We start from the raw sequence: 21,383 nt of genomic DNA, 5'->3' as shown, positions 1-21,383 counted from the left end.
GCTCAGGTCCCACAATGACTGGACTACGACTCCCTACATCCCCGCCAAAACAATAAAGCAACGAAAATAATCCTTAGCTACGTCCCACAAAGATAGGTATCTGGAAAGTACAGGGATAGGTCCCAGGAGAGGAATTGCTGCCATGCTTGCCAATCAGCGGTGGGACACGAGGAAAATTATGCACCCCAAAAGGGCAATTACAGATGCGTAAGTAAGAATGTGTTTGCGCTACCTTGAGCAAAATAATCAAGGAGCCACCATGACAGTATTAAGTGAACATTCCGCCGCCTATCAATGGCATCAACGATCCCAGCAACGACACACCGAAAATGAGCAAGAATGCTTTGAACTCGCTCTATCACAATCGCTCAAAGCCCTTGCTGATATCGAAAACTTTGCAATGCAGGAACCCTATCTACTGGAGTTTTTAGCCAGTTACTACGCTAACCAGTTTTGGCGAACCCATAGAGCCCATAAGGAAACCTCACCTGGCCGCTACGGCTGTCGTGTTCGGGTTCGCAACCATCGCTTTGAAGCGGCTTGGTATTACAACTGGTATCTCAGTACCAATCAAATGTCACTGAGAAACAACAAAGAACAACGTGTTCGTTCTAAGCATTTATCGAAAGGCAAAGGCTTTCGTTACCCACCTGGCCGATTTTCAAAAGCAAACTCGGAATGGGAATCCGATCTTATTGAGTACACAGAAGATGCCTTCGCACTGATCCGCGAAGTGCGGCATGAAATCCTCACCATCAAACAAAAAGCGCAAATTTGTACAAAACGACTTAACAAGCTTCGTGAACACTTTCAAAAAATGGAGAAGCAGAATGGCTAAGAAAACCACACCCAATGTCGGCATCGTGCAACTAAGCAAGGAAATTGAGTTAAGTAATCTCAAGTTGAAGCTGCCTGAGCCAGTTCCTTTGCCAGAAAGAATCGATGGTTTATCTGATTTCGTTGCGACAGAGTCAAAGCACTTGATGGCAGCAGCAAAAGAACTGAAGAAACAAATGGATAAACTAAAGGAAGCCTTGTCAAAAGAGTACAACGTCGAGTACCCATTTCGCTATGAGTTCATTGTTACGAGTGAACAGCGCTTACCTAAAATCAAATGGCACCGCATGATCGCTCGTGGAGGTTGGTATCCTGAGCTTGAAACCCAAGAAGTTTCAAATGGGGTGTTACGCCGTTTTTCACATGCAATGGATTGGGAAATCCCTCTCTATCTTCATTTGCTAGACCAGATCAACCGACTGGAACAGCGTGTGAATCCAATAAGAGAGCTGTCTAGCCAGGTGAGAAAAACGATGCGAGCGATAAAAAAACTGCAAATTTAGTTCTATCCAATCAGGAAGCTTCATGCAGTGAAATGAAGCTTCTCCCCACAGTTTGCATTTTCAAAATCGATGATACGCTGGTAGTAAAGTGAGGAGAAAATGCTGTGATGAGATTGAAAGTTCAGGTTGAAAAAATCAATGCTGAAAGCGTCGAAGTCGCGTGGTTCACGGGGTTGAACAATCACGGTATCGTTACGGTTCAAATTGCTCAAAGTGAGTTCCGGTGCGCTATCGCAGAGTTAACGGCGGCAAGGTTCTTACTACTCGACAAACAGGTATTCGGGCGCGTACCAAACAGCGGTAAAGGTCTCGCACTCAGCCTAACCAAAGAAACCATTTTAGCGGCCAAGAATGAAGCTCTCAAAACAACCGCACTGTTTTTGTCCAACCGTCTATGCGGTATCAAACTTTATTCTGACGAGATTGTTGATATCACACATCCAGAAACAAAAGACATTATTACGCCTTATGCTTCACCCTATCCGACGTTTGAGGTTGCAAAACTTGGCACCATCGCCATCAGCAACCATGCAATGCAACGCTACCAACAAAGGCACAGGCAAGGTGATATTCGCAATCCATGGCACAGCTTACAGAAGCAACTCTCCCACCCAAATCTAGAAAGACTGACTTTGACATCAAGAACACGCTTTCAAAAGCTACTCCGTTACGGAAGCGAGCAACATGAAATTTGGGCCAACCCTACAGGCAATCTTTACTTTCAAATTGCATCCTTAGCTGAACACAAGTTGGTTGTGACGGTTTTTTCTCAGATGACGCATGCTTTCGATGAAATTCATGCTTAGGAAAGCTAAGCTAAATAGAGATAGAAGATACTTACAGGAGGTGAATATGGAACTTTGGATTTGGCTGGGCGGTTTATTACTGACCGTCGCCGCAGTCGGTGGGGTATTTTGGTATTCAGGACGACAGCGATAGCTTTATTACTAGTCGATGTTATCGAGTTCCTGCCTGATCTGCTCAATAAGCGCCTGCTTTTTAGTTTCACTGAGCTTTTCAATCAAACACGCCAGTTCTGCTGAGCTGTCGGAATCTGAAAAGAAAAACGCAACAGGCACACCAAGCTCCTGAGCAAGCTTTTGTAGCGTACCGATATCGGGCATATGACGCCCTTTTTCATAATGATTCATACGGCCACTCGCTGAACTTGGGTCCATACCCAAACGGATACCAAGCTCCCTCTGGCTGATACCAACGCGATTTCTTGCCTGTTTAAGGCGCTGTGGAAATGGATTTGTTTTAGACAAGTGAGAATCATCATCAACCTACGATGCTTAGATTTTCTAAGTTTTAATTATACCTGTATACTTAGGATAACTAAGTACCAAATGGAGACTAAGATGGAAACACTAAAAAAGTTCGCACTCTTTTGCGTTTTTTGTCTTGGTGCGTTAGTAACTGTATATCAAAGCTGGGGAGTGATGTTGATGGCCTTCCCAAGCGTTATTTGGCTACATAAGCCTTTAGGTGTTATCCACACAAATAAGTACATCGCGTTGTTACTTTGGTTGGTAATCCTTTATTTGAACTGTCTGTTCGCCACCGCCGCCGCCCTCACCTATTTCTTCATTCATGTCTGGCATTTGCACCAACAGAACATTCCGACCAATTACTCATCTAGATCCAAGCGAACGCCTCGACGTATCAACCCAAGCACTGGTTTATTGATGAAGAACAGGCACTTTGATATCGCAGGTAATGCTTATGGCTGGAAGAGTGATTGATATAGGTAGGTGATGATCACCCTCGCTCCTACAGGGAAGGATCGTAATAACAAAATGATCCACGATCCATAGCAAAGCCCCCGTTCAACAACTGGTGAGTTTAAAGATCAAAAGATATCTCCTGCTTATCCACAATGAATCAACTCGGTGATCACCCGATAAATAACTGCAAAATCAAATTGTTTTGACAAGGAAATTTCTCATGAAACCGAAGGCTAGGTTCACTCGGTTATCGTTACTAATTTTGCTCACTGGATGTGCCTCTACATCAACTCCTATCCAATATGAAAACAGCCACTGCCGTGCTCATAACATTGCTCATGCAGGTGGGCTCTACCAAACAGAAGACAAAGTCATTCCAATGAGAGACTTTGAGGCATTTAAGCTCGCGAAAGCTGCCGCAGGAAATACATTGTTACTCACGTCTTCAGTAGGCGCGGGACTTGAGTTAAGTGAATGACTAAGCCTTGGTTTGCTAACGTCATTGCTGGAACAGCCTGATACCGCTTCACGAAACAGCATTATTGCTTGGATGCCTATACAAGAAGCGACATCCGTTCGAGACGCACAGCAAAAGTTGCTCTACCACTTCACCGCAGCCATCGAAACCGTGCTTCAAGAACAATCTATTCACTATGAGCGCACTAATGGCAATTCAGAACAAAAGATAGAGTTCTACTTCCATAGTGCAGACTACCAATGTCCAAAATACCAAGCTGGTATGACAAACCAGGACCTATGCTATATCACCGCAGAAGTTTTCGAACCGAGAAGAACGATGTCACCGTCTTTCGTCAACGATGGACAGGAAAGTTTTGCATTTGAATCCAACCATCACGTCTACTACCAGAGATTTAGAATTTCGCCAGGCAGGAATAGTGACATCCCTTCTGATGCACTTTATGCTGCTATTAGTAGTAAGTTGCCCGATTGGATCTTTATTTATATAGCAAAAGGGAAGATTCACTTTGGTAAGGAAACGATCATCGCCCCTTACCTGCTAGAGAGTGGAAAACCTCTCTTGTTTGTCGTTGCTGAAGAGAAAGATAGTGAAAGCTGATCCGGTTTCCCACCATTCCCACTTTTCCCATCCTGATCTATGATGGAAGTCATCTTGGGAAGTTAGTATTTGACCATAAATTGCAATTTGGTCCCCAATCGGTCCCCAAGACGTCGCGCGAGGCCAGATATTATGGGAAACTTCACTTTCTGTATCGGAAAATAAAGCCGACTGCGCCAACCACACAGCCCTGCCAGACTGGCGGGGCTTTTTTTCACCTCACAGCAATGCTCAGTACGGTGATCCTGTTCAGCAACCGTGACCAGTGCTGCGAGTACAAGATCCTGGGGGCCGGCAACGATCAAAAGCCGTTGATAACTGCCATTATGAGGATGATCAAGCACAGAGGATCCTTGGGATTGCCTGTGAACAAAGCATTTAATCTACTGAAATTTAAGTAGATATATTTTTCACTCAACGATTATCACTCCGCATGCCCCCTGGTCCGGAAGATGGCTGTGTCTGCGTACTTCGCGCAGCGGCACAGCAAGTCTAAAATTCAGACCGCAGACACACTTTTCCCGGGGTTTTCTTATCGCCAACTCAGAGTACAATTCAGCCATTCTGACAATTGTCTATATAAAGAGGCCCCTATGGCGACCATTACCCTAATCACCGGCAGCACTCTCGGCGGCGCAGAATATGTCGCCGATCATTTGGCCGAACTGCTCACCGACGCCGGTCACGACACCGAAACCCTCAACCAGGCCGCCCTGAATGAGCTGAATACAGACCATATCTGGCTGCTGATTTGCTCAACCCATGGTGCAGGCGAATTTCCCGATAATATTCAGCCTTTTGTCAACCAGCTGAAGGATCAGCAGCCCGACCTCGGCGCGCTGAAATACGGTGTGGTGGCCATTGGCGACAGCAGTTACGACACTTTCTGCCAGGCAGGCAAAGAGCTGGATCAACTGCTGGCCGATTTGGGCGCTCAGCGTCTCGGTGATCGGCTCGATATCGATGTTTCTCAGGATCCTGTACCGGAAGACCCGGCTGAAATCTGGCTGGACGGCTGGAAAAACTTCCTTTAAACCATCTCGACTGGCGAAAATTACTCCCAATTACGCCAGTTTTTTATTTTTCTTCTGTGTATAACTATAGATCTAAACGGTGATCAACCCCTTGTTATCCAATGAACAACTTGATCACCATTCCCCCCTTGTGGATAAAACCCCATTTAGACCCCAGGTAGTCCCTGCAGAGATCCCGTACAGATCACAAGAAATGATCCTCACTAACACCATGATCATTCAGATCAAAAGTGACTTATCCACACGATCGGGCGATCCTAATAGTAGATCCAATAAGAGATCTTCTTAAAAAGATCTTATATATATTTAGGATCTCAGTGCCTGATCATTTGATCGCCAAGAGAGATTCTTTCTTGCCTGGAAACGAGGTAGAATATCCCCCCTTTGCTTCAAGCAAATTGAATGGCTAATTGATCACCTGAGGTAATTTCATGTTTTACCAGGAAAATTTTGATGTCATCGTCGTTGGTGGCGGTCATGCCGGAACGGAAGCCGCATTGGCAGCAGCACGCATGGGTCAGAAAACCCTGCTGCTGACCCATAATATCGATACCCTGGGTCAGATGTCCTGTAACCCGGCGATTGGCGGGATCGGCAAAGGCCATCTGGTAAAAGAAGTGGATGCTTTGGGTGGTTTGATGGCGCAAGCCATTGATAAAGGCGGTATTCAATTCCGGACCCTGAATTCATCTAAAGGTCCTGCCGTCCGTGCGACCCGCGCACAGGCCGACCGCGCACTTTACAAAGCTGCGGTTCGCGAGGCGTTAGAAAATCAGCCAAATCTGATGCTGTTCCAGCAGGCAGTGAACGATCTGATCGTTGAGCAGGATCGTGCTGTGGGCGTGGTGACCGAAATGGGCCTGAAATTCCGCGCCCGTAGCGTGGTGTTAACCGTCGGGACCTTCCTGGGCGGTAAGATCCACATTGGTCTGGAAAATTACAGCGGCGGCCGTGCCGGTGATCCGCCGTCGATCGCCCTGGCGGATCGCTTGCGGGCCTTGCCGTTTCGCGTGGATCGTCTGAAAACCGGAACCCCGCCGCGCATTGATGCCCGTACGGTTGATTTCAGTCAGCTGGAAGCCCAGCATGGTGATAATCCGACCCCGGTATTTTCTTTCCTGGGTCAGCGCTCGGATCATCCACGCCAGATCCCATGTTTTATCACCCATACCAATGAAAAAACCCATGATGTGATCCGCAATAACCTGGATCGCAGCCCGATGTATTCCGGGGTGATTGAAGGGATTGGTCCCCGTTATTGCCCGTCGATTGAAGACAAGGTGATGCGCTTTGCGGACAAGAACAGTCACCAGATTTTCATTGAGCCGGAAGGTCTGACGACGCACGAGCTGTATCCGAACGGGATCTCCACCAGCCTGCCGTTTGATGTGCAGATGCAAATTGTCCGTTCAATGAAAGGCTTTGAAAATGCCAGCATTATTCGCCCGGGCTACGCCATTGAATACGATTTCTTCGATCCGCGTGATTTGAAACCGACGCTGGAAACCAAATTTATCAGTGGTCTGTTCTTTGCCGGCCAGATCAACGGCACCACAGGTTACGAAGAAGCCGCGGCTCAAGGGCTGCTGGCCGGGATGAATGCTGCTTTGCAATCACAGGACAAAGAAGGCTGGAGCCCGCGCCGTGATCAGGCGTATCTGGGCGTACTGATTGACGATTTGTCGACCATGGGCACCAAAGAACCGTACCGCATGTTTACTTCACGCGCTGAATACCGTCTGTTGCTGCGTGAAGACAACGCCGATATTCGTCTGACCGAGCTGGGTCGCCAGTTTGGCCTGGTGGATGATGCGCGCTGGGCACGTTTCAATGAAAAAATGAACATGATCGAGCAAGAGCGTCAGCGTCTGAAAGAGATCTGGATCCACCCGGGCTCAGAGCACGCGGCGACGATCAATGAGATTCTGAAAACCCCGCTGACCCGTGAAGCCTGTGGTGAGGATCTGCTGCGCCGCCCGGAAGTGACCTACGAGCAACTGACGACTCTGGCGCCGTTTGGTCCGGCCAGCGCCGATGCCGAAGCCAGCGAGCAGGTTGAAATCCAGGTTAAATACCAGGGCTATATCGACCGCCAAAGAGAAGAGGTGGAAAAATCTCTGCGTCATGAGCAGAGTAAACTGCCGGCGGATCTGGATTACAAGCAAGTGAAAGGTCTGTCCAATGAAGTGATTGCCAAACTGAACGATGCCAAACCGGCGACGATCGGCATGGCATCGCGTATCTCCGGGATCACCCCGGCGGCGATTTCGCTGCTGCTGGTGTACCTGAAAAAGCACGGTCTGCTGAAAAAAGGCGATTCGGAGGTGGCCGCGTGAAAGAACGTCTGGCACAGCTGATTGCAAAAACTGAACTCAAGGTCACAGAACAACAACTTGAGCAACTGGTGGGCTATGTTAGCCTGCTGCACAAGTGGAACAAAGCGTATAATCTGACTTCTGTGCGTGATCCCAATGAGATGCTGGTCAAGCACATCATGGACAGCCTGGCCGTCAGTCCTTACCTGTCGCAGGGAACGCGGTTTATTGATGTCGGCACCGGCCCTGGCTTACCAGGCATTCCGCTGGCCATCATGTTGCCCGAGAAGCAGTTTACCCTGCTTGACAGTCTGGGGAAGCGAATCCGTTTTATCCGCCAGGTGATTCATGAGCTGAAAATCGACAATGTCACACCTGTGCAAAGCCGGGTCGAGGCCTTTATCCCAGAACAGGGGTTTGATGCTGTGCTGAGCCGGGCATTTGCGTCCATGTCTGATATGGTTAACTGGTGCCGTCACCTGCCTTCTGCGGAAGGTGAGTTTATGGCGCTCAAGGGCCAGGTAACGGAAGAGGAGCTTGCAGAACTCCCCAGCTGGTGTTCTGTGAGTGAGGTCAAATCTTTGCATGTCCCCGACCTGGAAGGGGCGCGTCATTTAGTACGCTTGACGGCAAAGGAATGAATGAACGAGGGTGTTTCGTGGGAAAAGTCATCGCTGTTGCCAACCAAAAAGGTGGTGTGGGTAAAACCACAACCTGTGTCAATTTAGCTGCGTCACTGGCCGCCACCCAGCGTAAAGTGCTGGTGATTGATCTCGACCCGCAGGGGAATGCCACCATGGCCAGCGGTGTCGACAAGTATCAGGTTGATGCTACGGCCTATGAGCTTCTGGTCGAAGAAACCCCGTTTTCAGACGTTGTGATCACCGAAAATGCCGGTGGCTACCACCTGGTGGCTGCCAACGGTGATGTGACTGCTGCCGAAATCAAACTGATGGAAGTGTTTGCCCGTGAAGTGCGGTTACGGACCGCGCTGGAACCGGTGCGGGATCAATACGATTTTATTTTTATCGACTGTCCCCCTTCTCTCAACCTGCTGACCATCAATGCGATGACAGCGGCGGATTCTGTTCTGGTGCCGATGCAGTGCGAATATTTCGCCCTGGAAGGCCTGACGGCCCTGATGGACACCATCAGCAAGCTGGCAGCCGTTGTCAATGCCGATCTCAAGATAGAAGGCTTGCTGCGCACCATGTATGATCCACGCAACAGGCTGGCCAATGAAGTGTCCCAGCAATTGAAGAAGCATTTTGGTGATAAGGTGTACCGCACCGTGATCCCACGCAATGTGCGTCTGGCCGAAGCCCCGAGTCATGGCTGTCCGGCCATGTACTACGATAAGACCTCCAGCGGTGCCAAGGCCTACCTGGCACTGGCCGGGGAGATGATTCGTCGTGAGGAAACCGCGCGGGAAACTGCTCAGGTAGAGGCGTAAAGCAACATGACCATGAATAAACGAGGCCTGGGAAAAGGCCTTGATGCACTGCTGGCCACCAGTTCGGTGGCCCGTGAAAGACAACAGGCCGCAGAGGCTGTCAGCAAGGAAGAAACGGTACCGGCCGAAGGCGCGCTGCGCGAACTGCCGGTCAGTCAGCTGCAACCGGGTCAGTATCAGCCACGTCAGGATATGTCAGCAGAAGCGCTGGCGGAGCTGACTGACTCTATCCGTGCTCAGGGGGTGATCCAGCCGATTGTGGTTCGCCAACTGGCCCCGCAACAGTATGAAATTATCGCCGGCGAACGCCGCTGGCGGGCGTCGCGTCAGGCAGGTCTGTCAAAGGTCCCCTGTCTGGTCAAAGACGTGGATGATCGCGCCACCGTTGCGATTGCCCTGATTGAAAACATCCAGCGTGAAGATCTCAATGCCATTGAGGAAGCTCAGGCGCTGGAGCGACTGCAGAATGAATTCTCCCTCACCCATCAGCAAATTGCCGAAGCACTCGGCAAATCCCGTGCTGCGGTGTCCAACCTGCTTCGTCTGAATCAGCTGGAACCTCAGGTGAAACGGTTGCTGGCCCAGCGTCAGCTGGAAATGGGTCACGCCCGTGCCTTGCTGTCACTGGTTGCTGAACAGCAACTGGAAGCGGCTCACACCGTTGTGGCGAAATCTCTGACGGTCAGGGATACCGAGCGTTTGGTAAAAAAACTGCTCAACCCTGCCCCTGAGGTGGCCCCTGTCTCTGTCGATCCCAAGGTTGAAGCGATGGAAAATCGTCTGAGTGAGCAATTTGGCACTCAGGTTGCGATTAATCAAAGCAAAAGCGGCAAAGGTAAAATAGTCATAAATTTTGACGAGCCCCAGAAGTTACAGCAACTTTTGGCAATGTTAAGTTCAGAAGTGTGACCGGTTTCTTACTATTTTTGCCGTAAAAATGACCACTGCGTGATCGGGATAATGTGTTATAAATTCTAACTGTTTTTTTATTGTGATTAGATTGCATTCAATCTAATGAACCGTATAATTTTCGCAGTTTTCCCAGCACGACGTATGTGTAGTGGAACGGACTCGAGGAATGAATACATGGTTTCGACGCTAGTCAGACCGGGTCGCCAACTGGCGAAGCGGTTGTTGTTACTACAATCTGGCGTCGTTTTGACAACGGCAATCATGGCAGTGTTTGCTGTCAATGTTGACTGGGGAATCTCTGCACTGATCGGTGGCGGCATCTTTGTGATCGCTAACGCCGCTTTTTCTGTGTGCGCTTTTCTCTTCGGCGGGGCCACGAAGGCCCGTCTGGTGATGGCGTCCTTTTACGGCGGAGAAGTGCTGAAAATCCTCATTACAGTCATCTTGTTTTCCCTTGTCTACCTGTATGTCGAGGTGGAACTTGTTCCCCTCAAGCTGACCTATTTGCTGGCTCTGGGTATTAATATCTGTGCGCCGGTTTTATTCATTAACAACAACAAATAGGATGAGTTATGGCTGCGCCAGGTGAAGCGCTTACACCTTCCAGTTACATCACTCACCACCTGACCAACTTATCAACCGATAAGCTGGGCCTGGTGGCCGAGGGAAGTTTCTGGGCGGTACACATCGACAGCCTTTTCTTTTCTGTTTTGACAGGTGCGATCTTTCTGGGATTGTTCCGTCTGGCAGCGAAGAAGGCAACCTCAGGGGTGCCGGGTAAGCTACAGTGTTTTGTGGAAATAATGGTGGAATTCGTTGACAACAGCGTTAAAGAAACCTTTCATGGCCGCAACGCGCTGATAGCTCCGCTAGCTCTGACGATTTTCTGCTGGATTTTCTTGATGAACGTCATGGACCTGGTTCCAATCGACTTCATTCCGTATCCGGCGGAGCATTGGCTTGGTATTCCTTATATGAAGGTTGTACCGTCAGCTGATGTGAACATCACCATGGCAATGGCGCTGGGTGTCTTTGCATTGATGATCTACTACAGCATCAAGATCAAAGGCCTGGGCGGTTTTGCCAAAGAACTGGCACTGCACCCGTTCAATCACCCGGTTATGATTCCGTTCAACCTGCTACTGGAAGTAGTTTCGCTGCTGGCGAAGCCTATTTCTCTCGGCATGCGTCTGTTCGGTAACATGTTCGCCGGTGAGGTGGTGTTTATTCTTATCGCGGCGCTGATGCCGTGGTGGGCACAATGGCTGGGCTCGGTTCCGTGGGCAATTTTCCACATCCTGGTCATTACGATTCAATCTTTCGTGTTTATGATGCTGACCATCGTGTACCTGTCTCAGGCCCACGAAGACAATCATTAATACGTAAACAATTTTATTTTTATTTACTGGCATTTAGGCCGACAACAATAAACTGGAGATAGTGATGGAAACTTTACTAAGCTTTTCTGCAATTGCCGTGGGCATCATTGTAGGTCTTGCTGCCCTGGGTACTGCGATTGGTTTCGCCCTGCTGGGTGGTAAGTTCCTGGAAGGCGCTGCTCGTCAACCTGAAATGGCTCCTATGCTGCAAGTTAAGATGTTCATCATCGCAGGTCTGCTGGATGCGGTTCCAATGATCGGTATCGTAATCGCTCTGCTATTCACATTCGCGAACCCATTCGTTGGACAACTGGCTGGTTAATCCGCGAACGTAACGGACCCATAGCTACCCTGTTTAAGGAGATGCCGTTGTGAATATGAATGCAACATTACTGGGTCAGGCTATCGCGTTTTTCCTGTTTGTGGTCTTCTGCATGAAATATGTATGGCCACCAATCATGGAAGCGATTGAAGAGCGTCAGAAAAAAATTGCTGACGGTTTGGCAGCAGCGGATCGCGCTGCCAAAGATCTCAACCTGGCGCAGGCTAATGCTTCTGATCAACTGAAAGAAGCAAAACGTACTGCAACTGAACTGATTGAGCAAGCGAACAAGCGTAAAGCTCAAATCATCGAAGAGGCCAAAGCGGAAGCGACGGCCGAGCGTGAAAAAATTCTGAATCAAGGTCGTGCTGAAATTGATGCAGAACGGAATCGCGCGCGCGATGACCTAAGAAAACAAGTTGCAACTCTGGCTGTGATTGGTGCTGAGAAAATCATTGGGCGTACTATCGATAAAGACGCTCACGCTGATGTTCTTAACAAAGTCACTGCAGAACTGTAATAGAAGGGGCAAGCACCATGTCGGAAATGACTACTATCGCACGCCCCTACGCTAAAGCAGCCTTTGATTATGCGGTTGAGAAAGGTGAGCTGGCCCAGTGGTCAGAAATGCTCACCTTTGCTTCGGAAGTCGCCAAAAACGACACCATTCAGGATGTACTGGATGGCGGTTATGCGGCGGACAAGCTGACGGAAATCTTTCTGTCAGTGTGTGGCGAGCAACTCAACGACGCCGGCCAGAACCTGATTAAGGTGATGGCAGAAAACGGACGCCTGAAAATTCTTCCTGAAGTCTGTACTCAGTTCCTGTTCTTGAAAGATGAGCTGGAAAAAACCATCGAAGCCAATGTGATCTCTGCGGTCACTCTGGACGAAGGTCAAATGAGTGCAATCATCAGTAAGCTGGAACAGCGTCTGGCGCGCAAGGTTAAGCTGAACTGCAGTGTAGACGAGACCCTGATTGCCGGGGTTGTAATTAGAGCCGGAGACTTAGTCATCGATCAGTCAGTACGTGGCAAACTTGCCCGTCTGAACGATACTTTGCAGTCTTGATTTGGGGAATTGGAGCATGCAACTTAATTCCACGGAAATTAGCGCACTGATCAAGCAACGGATTGAAAATTTCAACGTTGCCAGTGAAGCGCGTAACGAAGGTACTATCGTTTCTGTCAGCGACGGTATCATTCGTATCCACGGCCTTGCAGATGTCATGCAAGGTGAAATGATTGAACTACCAGGCGGCCTGTACGCACTGGCACTGAACCTTGAGCGTGACTCGGTTGGTGCTGTTGTCATGGGCCCATATGCCACCCTTCAGGAAGGCATGAAAGTGACCGCAACCGGTCGTATCCTGGAAGTACCAGTCGGCCCTGCCCTGCTGGGTCGTGTGGTCAACACTCTGGGTGAGCCGATTGATGGTAAAGGTCCGATTGAGACCGATACTTTCTCTCCTGTTGAAGTGATCGCACCGGGTGTTATCGACCGTAAATCTGTTGATCAGCCTGTTCAGACTGGTTACAAAGCGGTTGACTCAATGATCCCAATCGGCCGTGGCCAGCGTGAGCTGATCATCGGTGACCGTCAGATTGGTAAAACTGCCCTGGCGATCGATGCCATCATCAACCAGAAAAACTCTGGTATCTACTCTATCTATGTAGCAATTGGCCAGAAAGCTTCTACGATCGCCAACGTGGTACGTAAGCTGGAAGAGCACGGTGCACTGAAGAACACCATCGTTGTGGTTGCGTCTGCTTCTGAAGCAGCGGCACTGCAATACCTGGCGCCATACTCTGGTTGTGCCATGGGTGAATACTTCCGTGACCGCGGTGAAGATGCCCTGATCGTATACGATGACCTGTCTAAGCAGGCTGTTGCTTACCGTCAGATCTCTCTGCTGCTGCGTCGTCCACCGGGCCGTGAAGCCTTCCCTGGTGACGTATTCTACCTCCACTCCCGTCTGCTGGAGCGTGCTGCGCGCGTGAGCGAAGAGTACGTAGAAAAGTTCACCAACGGTGAAGTGAAAGGTAAAACCGGTTCTCTGACGGCTCTGCCAATCATCGAAACTCAGGCGGGTGACGTTTCTGCGTTCGTACCGACCAACGTAATTTCGATCACTGATGGTCAGATCTTCCTGCAAACAGAGCTGTTCAACGCCGGTATCCGTCCTGCGGTTGACCCAGGTATCTCTGTATCGCGTGTTGGTGGTGCTGCTCAGACCAAGATCATCAAGAAGCTGTCTGGTGGTATCCGTACTGCACTGGCTCAGTACCGCGAACTGGCGGCCTTTGCTCAGTTCTCTTCTGATCTGGACGACGCGACTAAGCGTCAGCTGGACCACGGTCAGAAAGTTACCGAGCTGATGAAGCAGAAGCAGTACTCGCCAATGTCTGTCTTCGAGCAGGCGCTGGTGATTTTCTCTGCTGAGAAAGGTTACCTGAAAGATGTTGAGCTGACGAAGCTGGCAGATTTCGAAGCTGCGTTACTGTCTTACGCCAAGAGTCAATTTGCTGAGCTGGTAGCTCAAATTGATGAAACGGGTGCGTGGAACAACGAAATTGAAGCCCAGTTCGCGAAACTGGTTGAAGATTTCAAAGCGACCCAGACTTGGTAATTGGTTGGTGATCGCATGCGATCACCAGCTCAAGGAGAGTAACGATGGCCGGCGCAAAAGAGATACGTAACAAGATCGGTAGTGTGAAAAACACTCAGAAGATCACTAAAGCGATGGAGATGGTTGCGGCGTCTAAAATGCGTAAATCGCAAGACGCTATGGAATCATCACGTCCATACGCACAAACAATGCGCAAAGTGATCGGTCATATCGCCCTTGGTAGCCTCGAATATAAGCATCCTTATTTAGAGGAGCGTGAGGCCAAGCGCGTAGGTTACATCATAGTTTCAACTGACCGTGGTCTGTGTGGTGGTTTGAACGTCAATCTGTTCAAACAAGCGATCACAGGGATGAAGTCCTGGTCAGATCAGGGAGCTGAGGTTGAACTGGCGCTGATTGGTGCCAAAGCCACGGCTTTCTTTAACAACTACGGTGGCCGTGTTGCGGCTCAGGTAACAGGTTTGGGTGATAAGCCTTCTGTTGATGAGCTGATCGGTACTGTAGGTGTGATGCTGAAAAAATATGATGAGGGCCAACTGGACCGTTTGTATCTGGTGTACAACAAGTTTGTGAATACCATGGTGCAAGCCCCAGTGATCGATCAATTGCTGCCTTTGCCTAAGTCAGAAGACGAAGAAATGAAACGCAGCCATGCTTGGGACTACATTTATGAGCCTGAGCCGAAACCTCTGCTGGATACTCTGCTGGTTCGCTATGTCGAATCTCAGGTCTATCAGGGTGTGGTCGAAAACCTTGCCTGTGAGCAAGCGGCCCGAATGGTTGCGATGAAAGCAGCAACGGATAACGCAGGTAATCTGATTGACGAACTGCAACTTGTGTATAACAAAGCCCGTCAGGCGGCGATTACACAAGAGCTGTCGGAAATCGTTTCCGGTGCATCTGCTGTTTAAGGCAAAGAATTAATAAGTTTAGAGGATTAACGATGGCTACAGGTAAGATCGTACAGATCATCGGTGCGGTAGTCGACGTAGAGTTTCCACAGGACTCTGTACCACAGGTATATGATGCCCTACACGTTGATGCCAAAGAAAAAGGTACGCTGGTACTGGAAGTTCAGCAGCAGCTGGGTGGCGGCGTTGTTCGTGGTATCGCCATGGGTAGTTCTGATGGGATGCGTCGTGGTCTGACTGTTGAAAACACAGGCCGACCAATTGAAGTACCGGTAGGTGCAGCGACTCTGGGACGTATCATGAACGTTCTGGGTCAGCCTATTGACGAATGCGGTGAGATCGGTGAAGAAGAGCGTTACGCGATTCACCGTGCAGCACCAAGCTATGAAGAGCAGTCTAACGCGGTTGAACTGCTGGAAACTGGCGTAAAAGTTATCGACCTGGTTTGCCCATTTGCGAAGGGTGGTAAAATCGGCCTGTTCGGTGGTGCGGGTGTAGGTAAGACCGTTAACATGATGGAACTTATCAACAACATCGCCCTGAAACACTCAGGTCTGTCGGTATTCGCCGGTGTGGGTGAGCGTACCCGTGAAGGTAACGACTTCTACTACGAGATGCAGGAAGCCGGGGTTGTAAACCTGGAAAATCCAGCAGAATCAAAAGTAGCAATGGTTTACGGTCAGATGAACGAGCCACCGGGTAACCGTCTGCGCGTTGCACTGACTGGTCTGACTATGGCTGAGAAGTTCCGTGATGAAGGCCGTGACGTACTGCTGTTCATCGATAACATCTATCGTTATACCCTGGCCGGTACTGAAGTATCAGCACTGCTGGGCCGTATGCCATCTGCGGTAGGTTACCAGCCTACTCTTGCAGAAGAGATGGGTGTACTTCAGGAGCGTATCACGTCGACGAAGACGGGTTCTATCACCTCTGTTCAGGCCGTTTACGTTCCTGCGGATGACTTGACTGACCCATCACCAGCGACCACGTTCGCCCACCTGGATGCGACCGTTGTACTGTCTCGTCAGATTGCTTCTCTGGGTCTGTACCCGGCGATCGACCCACTGGATTCGACATCGCGTATGCTGGATCCGCTGGTGGTTGGTCAGGAGCACTATGAAATCGCGCGTGGTGTTCAAAGCACCCTGCAGCGTTACAAAGAGCTGAAAGACATCATTGCTATCCTGGGTATGGACGAGCTGTCTGAAGAAGACAAGCAAGCGGTTGCCCGTGCACGTAAGATTGAGCGTTTCCTGACTCAGCCTTACCACGTTGCACAGGTCTTCACCGGCGACCCGGGTATCTATGTCCCTCTGAAAGATACTCTGCGCAGCTTCAAAGGCCTGCTGGCCGGCGAATACGATGACATTCCAGAGCAGGCATTTATGTACTGCGGCGCGATCGAAGACGCACTGGAAAACGCGAAGAAGCTGTAAGCTGAACAGGAGGCGATATGGCAGCGATAACTTTCCATCTGGACGTAGTAAGCGCGGAAAAGAGTCTTTTCTCTGGCCGTGCTGAAAACATCCAGGTGACCGGTAGCGAAGGTGAACTGGGTATTCACGCAGGCCACACCCCGCTGCTGACCGCTATCACGCCAGGAATGGTTCGGATCGTGAAACAACACGGTGGCGAGGAAGTCATTTACCTCTCCGGTGGTATGCTGGAAGTACAACCGGGTGCAGTGACTGTCCTGGCTGATACGGCAATCCGTGGTGTTGATCTGGACGCAGCCAAGGCTGAAGAAGCGAAACGTCAGGCTGAGGAGCGTATCCACAATCAGCATGGCGACATCGACTTCGCCCAAGCGGCCAGTGACCTGGCTAAAGCAATCGCACAGCTGCGAGTGATCGAGCTGACCAAGCGGAAGCGTTAATCAGGTATCTGTGCAAAAAAGCGACCTCAGGGTCGCTTTTTTTTTGCCTGCCGACGGGTGACGGCGCTTCTGAGCGCAGTGAAATGTCTTGGCTGAGCTCACAAAGCCGCCGCTTGATTGTGTCTGCTGTGTCAATAATGATCGACAAAGACTTATATCGGATGCAGCGAGCCGATACAATGCATCCAGATATCCACCACATTGATAAGAAGGGACACTGATTCATGAGCTTCAGCGCTGTGATCCTGGCCGCGGGTAAAGGCACCCGCATGTATTCTGCTCTGCCGAAAGTACTGCATACGCTGGCAGGTAAGCCGATGGTAAAACACGTAATCGACACTTGCAGTGATTTGGGGGCTGCAAATATTCATCTGGTGTATGGCCATGGTGGTGAACTGATGCAGGCACGTCTGGCGGAAGAATCTGTCAATTGGGTGCTTCAGGCTGAGCAGCTTGGCACCGGTCATGCCGTGAATCAGGCATCGGGCGAATTGGGGGATGATGAGCAGGTCCTGATCCTCTATGGCGATGTCCCTCTGATCAGTGGCGAAACCCTGGAGAAATTACTCGAGGCCCAGCCGGAAGGCGGCATTGGCCTGCTGACGGTGCTGCTGGATGATCCAACCGGTTATGGCCGCATTGTGCGTGAAAATGAGGCGGTCGTTGCCATCGTCGAGCAAAAAGACGCGACGCAAGCCCAGCAGCAAATTCGTGAAATCAATACCGGTGTGATGGTGGCCAATGGCGGTGATCTCAAGCGTTGGCTGAGCCAGCTGAAAAACGACAATGCGCAGGGCGAATACTATCTGACCGATGTGATTGCCATGGCCCATGCGGAAGGCCGTCATATCCAGGCGGTGCACCCGGCGTTAGCCGTTGAAGTGGAAGGCGTGAATAACCGCCTGCAACTGGCGCGTCTTGAGCGTGCTTACCAGTCTCTTCAGGCTGAGCGTTTGCTGGTTCAGGGCGTGATGCTGCGTGATCCGGCGCGTTTTGATTTGCGCGGCACCCTGCAATGCGGCCAGGATGTCGAAATTGATGTCAATGTCATCATCGAAGGCAATGTTACCCTGGGCGACAATGTGGTGATCGGGGCGGGTTCGGTACTGATTGACTGCGAAATCGATGATAACACCCTGGTTCGCCCTTACAGCATTATCGAAGGGGCCACGGTCGGCGAAGACTGTACTGTGGGACCATTTACCCGTCTGCGCCCGGGCGCTGAGCTGGTGGGGGATTCCCATGTCGGTAACTTTGTCGAAATGAAGCAGTCCCGTCTCGGCAAAGGCTCTAAGGCCAGTCATCTGACCTACCTGGGTGATGCGCAGATTGGTGATCGGGTCAATATCGGCGCCGGTACCATCACCTGCAATTATGACGGCGCCAATAAGTTCCGGACTGAAATCGAAGATGATGTTTTTGTCGGCTCAGACACGCAGCTGATCGCCCCGGTGAAAATCGGTAAGGGGGCGACTATCGGGGCCGGTGCGACTATTAACCGTGATGTCGGTGAGGGTGAGTTAGTGATCACTCGTGTTCCGGCCAGGACCATCAAAGGCTGGAAGCGTCCGGAAAAGCAAAAATAATCCGGACCGATGAACAGACAGGCAGCGCTCACGCGCTGCTTTTTTTTGCCGTAAACTCCCCTTGCCGCTGTACGGATTGGCTGTCTTGTTGGTATTTTCTTGATCTTACTTCTTTTGGTTTGCTATATTTGGTTTCAGTTCGAAACTTAAATCACAAGAAAAACTTACATGTCGAAACGAAACACCCAGCAGAGACGCCACGCCATTGTTGCTCTGGTCAATGAACAGGGCGAAGTCAGTGTCGATGCACTGGCGCATCAATTTGCCACTTCCGAAGTGACGATTCGTAAAGATCTTGCTGCCTTAGAGAAAACCGGTCTGTTGCTGCGCCGTTATGGCGGCGCGATTGCCATGCCTTCAGAGATTGTGGCGGCGGGTCATGAACCAGAAGTTTCGATTCGAAAGCAAGCGATCGCTCAGGCCGCCGCCGCCCGTATCCGCGATCATAACCGCATTATCATCGACAGTGGCAGTACCACGGCTGCACTGATTGGTCTGCTCGGTGACAAGCAGGGTCTGATCGTGATGACCAATTCACTCAATGTTGCCAATGCCCTCAATGAGCTGGAAAACGAGCCGACCCTGCTGATGACGGGCGGCACCTGGGATCCGCATTCCGAGGCGTTTCAGGGCCAGGTCGCCGAGTCTGTCCTGCGATCCTATGATTTTGACCAGCTGTTTATCGGTGCCGACGGCATTGATATCACGCGCGGTACCACCACCTTCAATGAACTGATCGGCCTGAGCCGGGTGATGGCGGAAGTCTCCCGTGAAGTGGTGGTCATGGTCGAATCGAGCAAAATTGGCCGAAAAATCCCCAATCTTGAACTGCCGTGGCAGAGCATCAGTACCTTGATCACCGATGAAGGTCTGGATTCGGCCGCAAAAGCAGAAATCGAACAGCAAGGGGTGCAGGTGATCTGCGCCGCCGCCAAAGTATAAATCTTAATTTTTCAGGAGTATTTTCTATGTGTGGAATCGTCGGGGCGGTTGCCCAACGTGATGTGGCTGGCATTCTGATTGAAGGTCTGCGCCGTCTGGAATACCGGGGGTATGATTCTGCCGGTGTGGCCGTGGTCGGCAGCGATAAGACACTGCAGCGTGTCCGCCGTCTGGGTAAGGTACAGGAGCTGGCTGACGCCGTGGCTGCCAGTCCTCTGTCAGGCGGCACTGGCATTGCCCATACGCGCTGGGCGACACACGGTGAACCTTCCGAAACCAATGCGCATCCTCATGTGTCCGGCGAGCACATCGCGATAGTTCATAACGGCATCATTGAGAATCACGAATCGCTGCGTGCGGTGCTCACCGAACGCGGCTACACCTTCGTGTCACAGACAGATACCGAAGTGATTGCTCACCTGGTGGACTGGGAGCTGCGCAGCGCCGACAGCCTGCTGCAAGCGGTGCAGAAGACAGTGTCCCAGCTCGAAGGCGCCTACGGCACCGTCGTGATGGACAGTCGTGATCCGAGCCGGATTGTGGTGGCCCGCTCCGGCAGCCCGCTGGTGATCGGCTATGGTGTTGATGAGCACTTTGTTGCCTCCGACCAGCTGGCCCTGTTGCCGGTGACCCGCCGTTTTGCGTTCCTGGAAGAAGGGGATGTCGCGGAAGTGACCCGTTTTGCCGTCAACATCTTCGATAAGCAGGGTGAGCCGGTTGAGCGCGAGATCAAAGAATCGGAAGTATCACACGATGCCGGTGACAAAGGTCAGTACCGCCATTACATGCTGAAAGAAATTTATGAGCAGCCCATTGCCCTGCAACGTACGATGGAAGGTCGCCTGAAAAATGGCCAAGTCCTGGCTTCCGCCTTTGGAGAAGATGCCGCAGACTTGCTGCAGAAAGTGAAACATGTCCAGATCATTGCGTGCGGGACCAGTTATCACGCCGGTCTGGTGGCACGATACTGGCTGGAGCAGTGGGCCGGTGTGTCGTGCAATGTCGAGATTGCTTCCGAGTTCCGTTACCGTAAATCTCACGTGTATGAAAACAGTCTGCTGGTCACCCTGTCTCAGTCCGGTGAAACCGCTGATACCCTGGCCGCGCTGCGTCTGGCCAAGGAAATGGGTTATATGGCCAGCCTGACCATCTGCAACGTCCCCGGCTCGTCGTTGGTGCGTGAATCCGATCTGGCTTACATGATGAAAGCCGGGGCGGAGATCGGTGTGGCCTCCACCAAAGCCTTTACCGTCCAGCTGGCCGGTTTGTTGATGCTGGTGGGAGCGATTGGCCGCGGTAATCAGACAATGGATGCAGCTCAGGAAGCTCAGTTGGTGGCCGCGCTGCAAAGCCTGCCGGCCAAAATTGAGCAGACGCTGGCCATGGCTGATGATATTGAAGCGCTGGCAGAAGATTTTGCCGACAAGCACCACGCCCTGTTCCTGGGCCGCGGTGAGCAGTCGCCGATTGCGATGGAAGGTGCGCTCAAGCTCAAAGAGATCTCCTACATCCATGCAGAAGCCTATGCTGCCGGTGAGCTGAAACACGGCCCGCTGGCCCTGATTGATGCTGACATGCCTGTGATTGTGGTGGCGCCGAACAACGAGCTGCTGGAAAAACTCAAGTCGAATGTTGAGGAAGTGCGTGCCCGTGGCGGCCTGATGTATGTATTTGCCGATGTGAATGCCCACTTCGCCAGCGATGACACCATGACGGTACTCAACGTGCCGCATTGTGACGAGTTTATCGCCCCGATCCTCTACACCCTGCCGTTGCAGTTGCTGTCTTACTATGTGGCGCTGATCAAAGGCACGGATGTTGACCAGCCGCGCAACCTGGCTAAATCGGTGACCGTAGAATAAGACACGGCTGTCTT

General features: G+C 51.0%; 22 protein-coding genes and 1 pseudogene. 22 read left to right on the top strand and 1 reads right to left on the bottom strand.

The genetic code is table 11. The features are described from left to right. The first annotated feature begins 259 nt into the window (after positions 1-259). The 3 genes from mobI to LN341_RS15565 all read left to right on the top strand — a co-directional run bounded on the left by mobI (position 260) and on the right by LN341_RS15565 (position 2,146). Complete coding sequence (gene mobI / locus LN341_RS15575; RefSeq protein WP_154124786.1) at positions 260-838, top strand: conjugative transfer protein MobI(A/C); 579 nt, start codon at positions 260-262, stop codon at positions 836-838. Further along, complete coding sequence (locus tag LN341_RS15570) at positions 831-1,340, top strand: hypothetical protein (protein WP_234203766.1); 510 nt, start codon at positions 831-833, stop codon at positions 1,338-1,340. Before mobI ends, LN341_RS15570 begins: the two co-directional genes overlap by 8 nt. Positions 1,341-1,447: 107 nt before the next feature. Beyond that, positions 1,448-2,146: a hypothetical protein gene (locus LN341_RS15565; protein ID WP_234203765.1), complete on the top strand. Its 699-nt coding sequence runs from the start codon at positions 1,448-1,450 to the stop codon at positions 2,144-2,146. 141 nt (positions 2,147-2,287) lie between these two features. Here the strand turns inward: LN341_RS15565 and LN341_RS15560 are convergent, their stop codons facing one another. After that, complete coding sequence (locus LN341_RS15560) at positions 2,288-2,608, bottom strand: helix-turn-helix domain-containing protein (RefSeq protein WP_079863607.1); 321 nt, start codon at positions 2,606-2,608, stop codon at positions 2,288-2,290. A 93-nt stretch (positions 2,609-2,701) separates the two neighbouring features. Between LN341_RS15560 and LN341_RS15555 the strand changes: the two genes are divergently transcribed. From LN341_RS15555 to glmS, 19 genes and pseudogenes are all read left to right on the top strand, one after another. Further along, positions 2,702-3,085 carry a hypothetical protein gene (locus LN341_RS15555; RefSeq protein ID WP_234203764.1) on the top strand — a complete coding sequence of 128 codons (384 nt, stop codon included), beginning with the start codon at positions 2,702-2,704 and terminating at the stop codon, positions 3,083-3,085. Between the two features lie 202 nt (positions 3,086-3,287). Continuing rightward, a pseudogene (locus LN341_RS15545) lies at positions 3,288-4,145 on the top strand (hypothetical protein). Between the two features lie 593 nt (positions 4,146-4,738). Then, a complete protein-coding gene (mioC, locus tag LN341_RS15540; RefSeq protein WP_234203761.1) occupies positions 4,739-5,179 on the top strand; it encodes an FMN-binding protein MioC in 441 nt (146 codons plus the stop codon). Positions 5,180-5,610: 431 nt separating this feature from the next. Beyond that, entirely contained in the window at positions 5,611-7,515 is a 1,905-nt protein-coding gene (gene mnmG, locus LN341_RS15535; RefSeq protein WP_046222091.1) for a tRNA uridine-5-carboxymethylaminomethyl(34) synthesis enzyme MnmG, read from the top strand. Then, on the top strand, positions 7,512-8,135 hold the full coding sequence (rsmG, locus tag LN341_RS15530) for a 16S rRNA (guanine(527)-N(7))-methyltransferase RsmG (protein ID WP_234203760.1): 624 nt from the start codon (positions 7,512-7,514) through the stop codon (positions 8,133-8,135). The genes mnmG and rsmG overlap by 4 nt, the downstream gene beginning before the upstream one ends. Positions 8,136-8,152: 17 nt before the next feature. Beyond that, entirely contained in the window at positions 8,153-8,947 is a 795-nt protein-coding gene (locus LN341_RS15525; RefSeq protein WP_046222093.1) for a ParA family protein, read from the top strand. 12 nt (positions 8,948-8,959) lie between these two features. Then, on the top strand, positions 8,960-9,856 hold the full coding sequence (locus tag LN341_RS15520; RefSeq protein WP_046222094.1) for a ParB/RepB/Spo0J family partition protein: 897 nt from the start codon (positions 8,960-8,962) through the stop codon (positions 9,854-9,856). Between the two features lie 177 nt (positions 9,857-10,033). Beyond that, positions 10,034-10,423: a F0F1 ATP synthase subunit I gene (locus tag LN341_RS15515; protein WP_027251736.1), complete on the top strand. Its 390-nt coding sequence runs from the start codon at positions 10,034-10,036 to the stop codon at positions 10,421-10,423. 8 nt (positions 10,424-10,431) lie between these two features. Then, complete coding sequence (gene atpB, locus LN341_RS15510; protein ID WP_027251735.1) at positions 10,432-11,238, top strand: F0F1 ATP synthase subunit A; 807 nt, start codon at positions 10,432-10,434, stop codon at positions 11,236-11,238. A gap of 64 nt (positions 11,239-11,302) precedes the next feature. Next, positions 11,303-11,560, top strand: a complete 258-nt coding sequence (atpE, locus tag LN341_RS15505; RefSeq protein WP_005302247.1) for a F0F1 ATP synthase subunit C — start codon at positions 11,303-11,305, stop codon at positions 11,558-11,560. 49 nt (positions 11,561-11,609) lie between these two features. After that, positions 11,610-12,080 carry a F0F1 ATP synthase subunit B gene (atpF, locus tag LN341_RS15500; RefSeq protein ID WP_046222095.1) on the top strand — a complete coding sequence of 157 codons (471 nt, stop codon included), beginning with the start codon at positions 11,610-11,612 and terminating at the stop codon, positions 12,078-12,080. Between the two features lie 17 nt (positions 12,081-12,097). Further along, complete coding sequence (atpH, locus tag LN341_RS15495; protein ID WP_046222096.1) at positions 12,098-12,631, top strand: F0F1 ATP synthase subunit delta; 534 nt, start codon at positions 12,098-12,100, stop codon at positions 12,629-12,631. 16 nt (positions 12,632-12,647) lie between these two features. Then, positions 12,648-14,189, top strand: a complete 1,542-nt coding sequence (gene atpA, locus LN341_RS15490; protein ID WP_046222097.1) for a F0F1 ATP synthase subunit alpha — start codon at positions 12,648-12,650, stop codon at positions 14,187-14,189. A gap of 44 nt (positions 14,190-14,233) precedes the next feature. Next, positions 14,234-15,100 carry a F0F1 ATP synthase subunit gamma gene (atpG, locus tag LN341_RS15485; RefSeq protein ID WP_046222098.1) on the top strand — a complete coding sequence of 289 codons (867 nt, stop codon included), beginning with the start codon at positions 14,234-14,236 and terminating at the stop codon, positions 15,098-15,100. A gap of 32 nt (positions 15,101-15,132) precedes the next feature. Next, entirely contained in the window at positions 15,133-16,539 is a 1,407-nt protein-coding gene (atpD, locus tag LN341_RS15480; protein WP_234203759.1) for a F0F1 ATP synthase subunit beta, read from the top strand. Positions 16,540-16,556: 17 nt separating this feature from the next. Next, a complete protein-coding gene (locus tag LN341_RS15475) occupies positions 16,557-16,979 on the top strand; it encodes a F0F1 ATP synthase subunit epsilon (RefSeq protein ID WP_046222100.1) in 423 nt (140 codons plus the stop codon). Positions 16,980-17,203: 224 nt separating this feature from the next. Next, complete coding sequence (glmU, locus tag LN341_RS15470; protein WP_234203758.1) at positions 17,204-18,565, top strand: bifunctional UDP-N-acetylglucosamine diphosphorylase/glucosamine-1-phosphate N-acetyltransferase GlmU; 1,362 nt, start codon at positions 17,204-17,206, stop codon at positions 18,563-18,565. Between the two features lie 168 nt (positions 18,566-18,733). After that, on the top strand, positions 18,734-19,507 hold the full coding sequence (locus LN341_RS15465; protein WP_046222102.1) for a DeoR/GlpR family DNA-binding transcription regulator: 774 nt from the start codon (positions 18,734-18,736) through the stop codon (positions 19,505-19,507). A 26-nt stretch (positions 19,508-19,533) separates the two neighbouring features. Next, positions 19,534-21,369 carry a glutamine--fructose-6-phosphate transaminase (isomerizing) gene (gene glmS, locus LN341_RS15460; RefSeq protein WP_046222103.1) on the top strand — a complete coding sequence of 612 codons (1,836 nt, stop codon included), beginning with the start codon at positions 19,534-19,536 and terminating at the stop codon, positions 21,367-21,369. The last annotated feature ends 14 nt before the right edge of the window (positions 21,370-21,383 follow it).

This window comes from Photobacterium sp. TLY01 (assembly GCF_021432065.1).
GTDB lineage: Bacteria > Pseudomonadota > Gammaproteobacteria > Enterobacterales > Vibrionaceae > Photobacterium > Photobacterium halotolerans_A.
The sequence above is the reverse complement of the archived record's forward strand: the minus strand, read 5'-3'. Positions and strand labels throughout refer to the sequence as shown.

Excerpts from the sequence above, each read along its gene's own strand:
- mobI (WP_154124786.1), top strand. The coding sequence starts at position 260 with ATGACAGTATTAAGTGAACATTCCGCCGCCTATCAATGGCATCAACGA.
- LN341_RS15570 (WP_234203766.1), top strand. The coding sequence starts at position 831 with ATGGCTAAGAAAACCACACCCAATGTCGGCATCGTGCAACTAAGCAAG.
- LN341_RS15565 (WP_234203765.1), top strand. The coding sequence starts at position 1,448 with ATGAGATTGAAAGTTCAGGTTGAAAAAATCAATGCTGAAAGCGTCGAA.
- LN341_RS15555 (WP_234203764.1), top strand. The coding sequence starts at position 2,702 with ATGGAAACACTAAAAAAGTTCGCACTCTTTTGCGTTTTTTGTCTTGGT.
- mioC (WP_234203761.1), top strand. The coding sequence starts at position 4,739 with ATGGCGACCATTACCCTAATCACCGGCAGCACTCTCGGCGGCGCAGAA.
- mnmG (WP_046222091.1), top strand. The coding sequence starts at position 5,611 with ATGTTTTACCAGGAAAATTTTGATGTCATCGTCGTTGGTGGCGGTCAT.
- LN341_RS15520 (WP_046222094.1), top strand. The coding sequence starts at position 8,960 with ATGAATAAACGAGGCCTGGGAAAAGGCCTTGATGCACTGCTGGCCACC.
- LN341_RS15515 (WP_027251736.1), top strand. The coding sequence starts at position 10,034 with ATGGTTTCGACGCTAGTCAGACCGGGTCGCCAACTGGCGAAGCGGTTG.
- atpB (WP_027251735.1), top strand. The coding sequence starts at position 10,432 with ATGGCTGCGCCAGGTGAAGCGCTTACACCTTCCAGTTACATCACTCAC.
- atpE (WP_005302247.1), top strand. The coding sequence starts at position 11,303 with ATGGAAACTTTACTAAGCTTTTCTGCAATTGCCGTGGGCATCATTGTA.
- atpH (WP_046222096.1), top strand. The coding sequence starts at position 12,098 with ATGTCGGAAATGACTACTATCGCACGCCCCTACGCTAAAGCAGCCTTT.
- atpA (WP_046222097.1), top strand. The coding sequence starts at position 12,648 with ATGCAACTTAATTCCACGGAAATTAGCGCACTGATCAAGCAACGGATT.
- atpG (WP_046222098.1), top strand. The coding sequence starts at position 14,234 with ATGGCCGGCGCAAAAGAGATACGTAACAAGATCGGTAGTGTGAAAAAC.
- atpD (WP_234203759.1), top strand. The coding sequence starts at position 15,133 with ATGGCTACAGGTAAGATCGTACAGATCATCGGTGCGGTAGTCGACGTA.
- LN341_RS15475 (WP_046222100.1), top strand. The coding sequence starts at position 16,557 with ATGGCAGCGATAACTTTCCATCTGGACGTAGTAAGCGCGGAAAAGAGT.
- glmU (WP_234203758.1), top strand. The coding sequence starts at position 17,204 with ATGAGCTTCAGCGCTGTGATCCTGGCCGCGGGTAAAGGCACCCGCATG.
- LN341_RS15465 (WP_046222102.1), top strand. The coding sequence starts at position 18,734 with ATGTCGAAACGAAACACCCAGCAGAGACGCCACGCCATTGTTGCTCTG.
- glmS (WP_046222103.1), top strand. The coding sequence starts at position 19,534 with ATGTGTGGAATCGTCGGGGCGGTTGCCCAACGTGATGTGGCTGGCATT.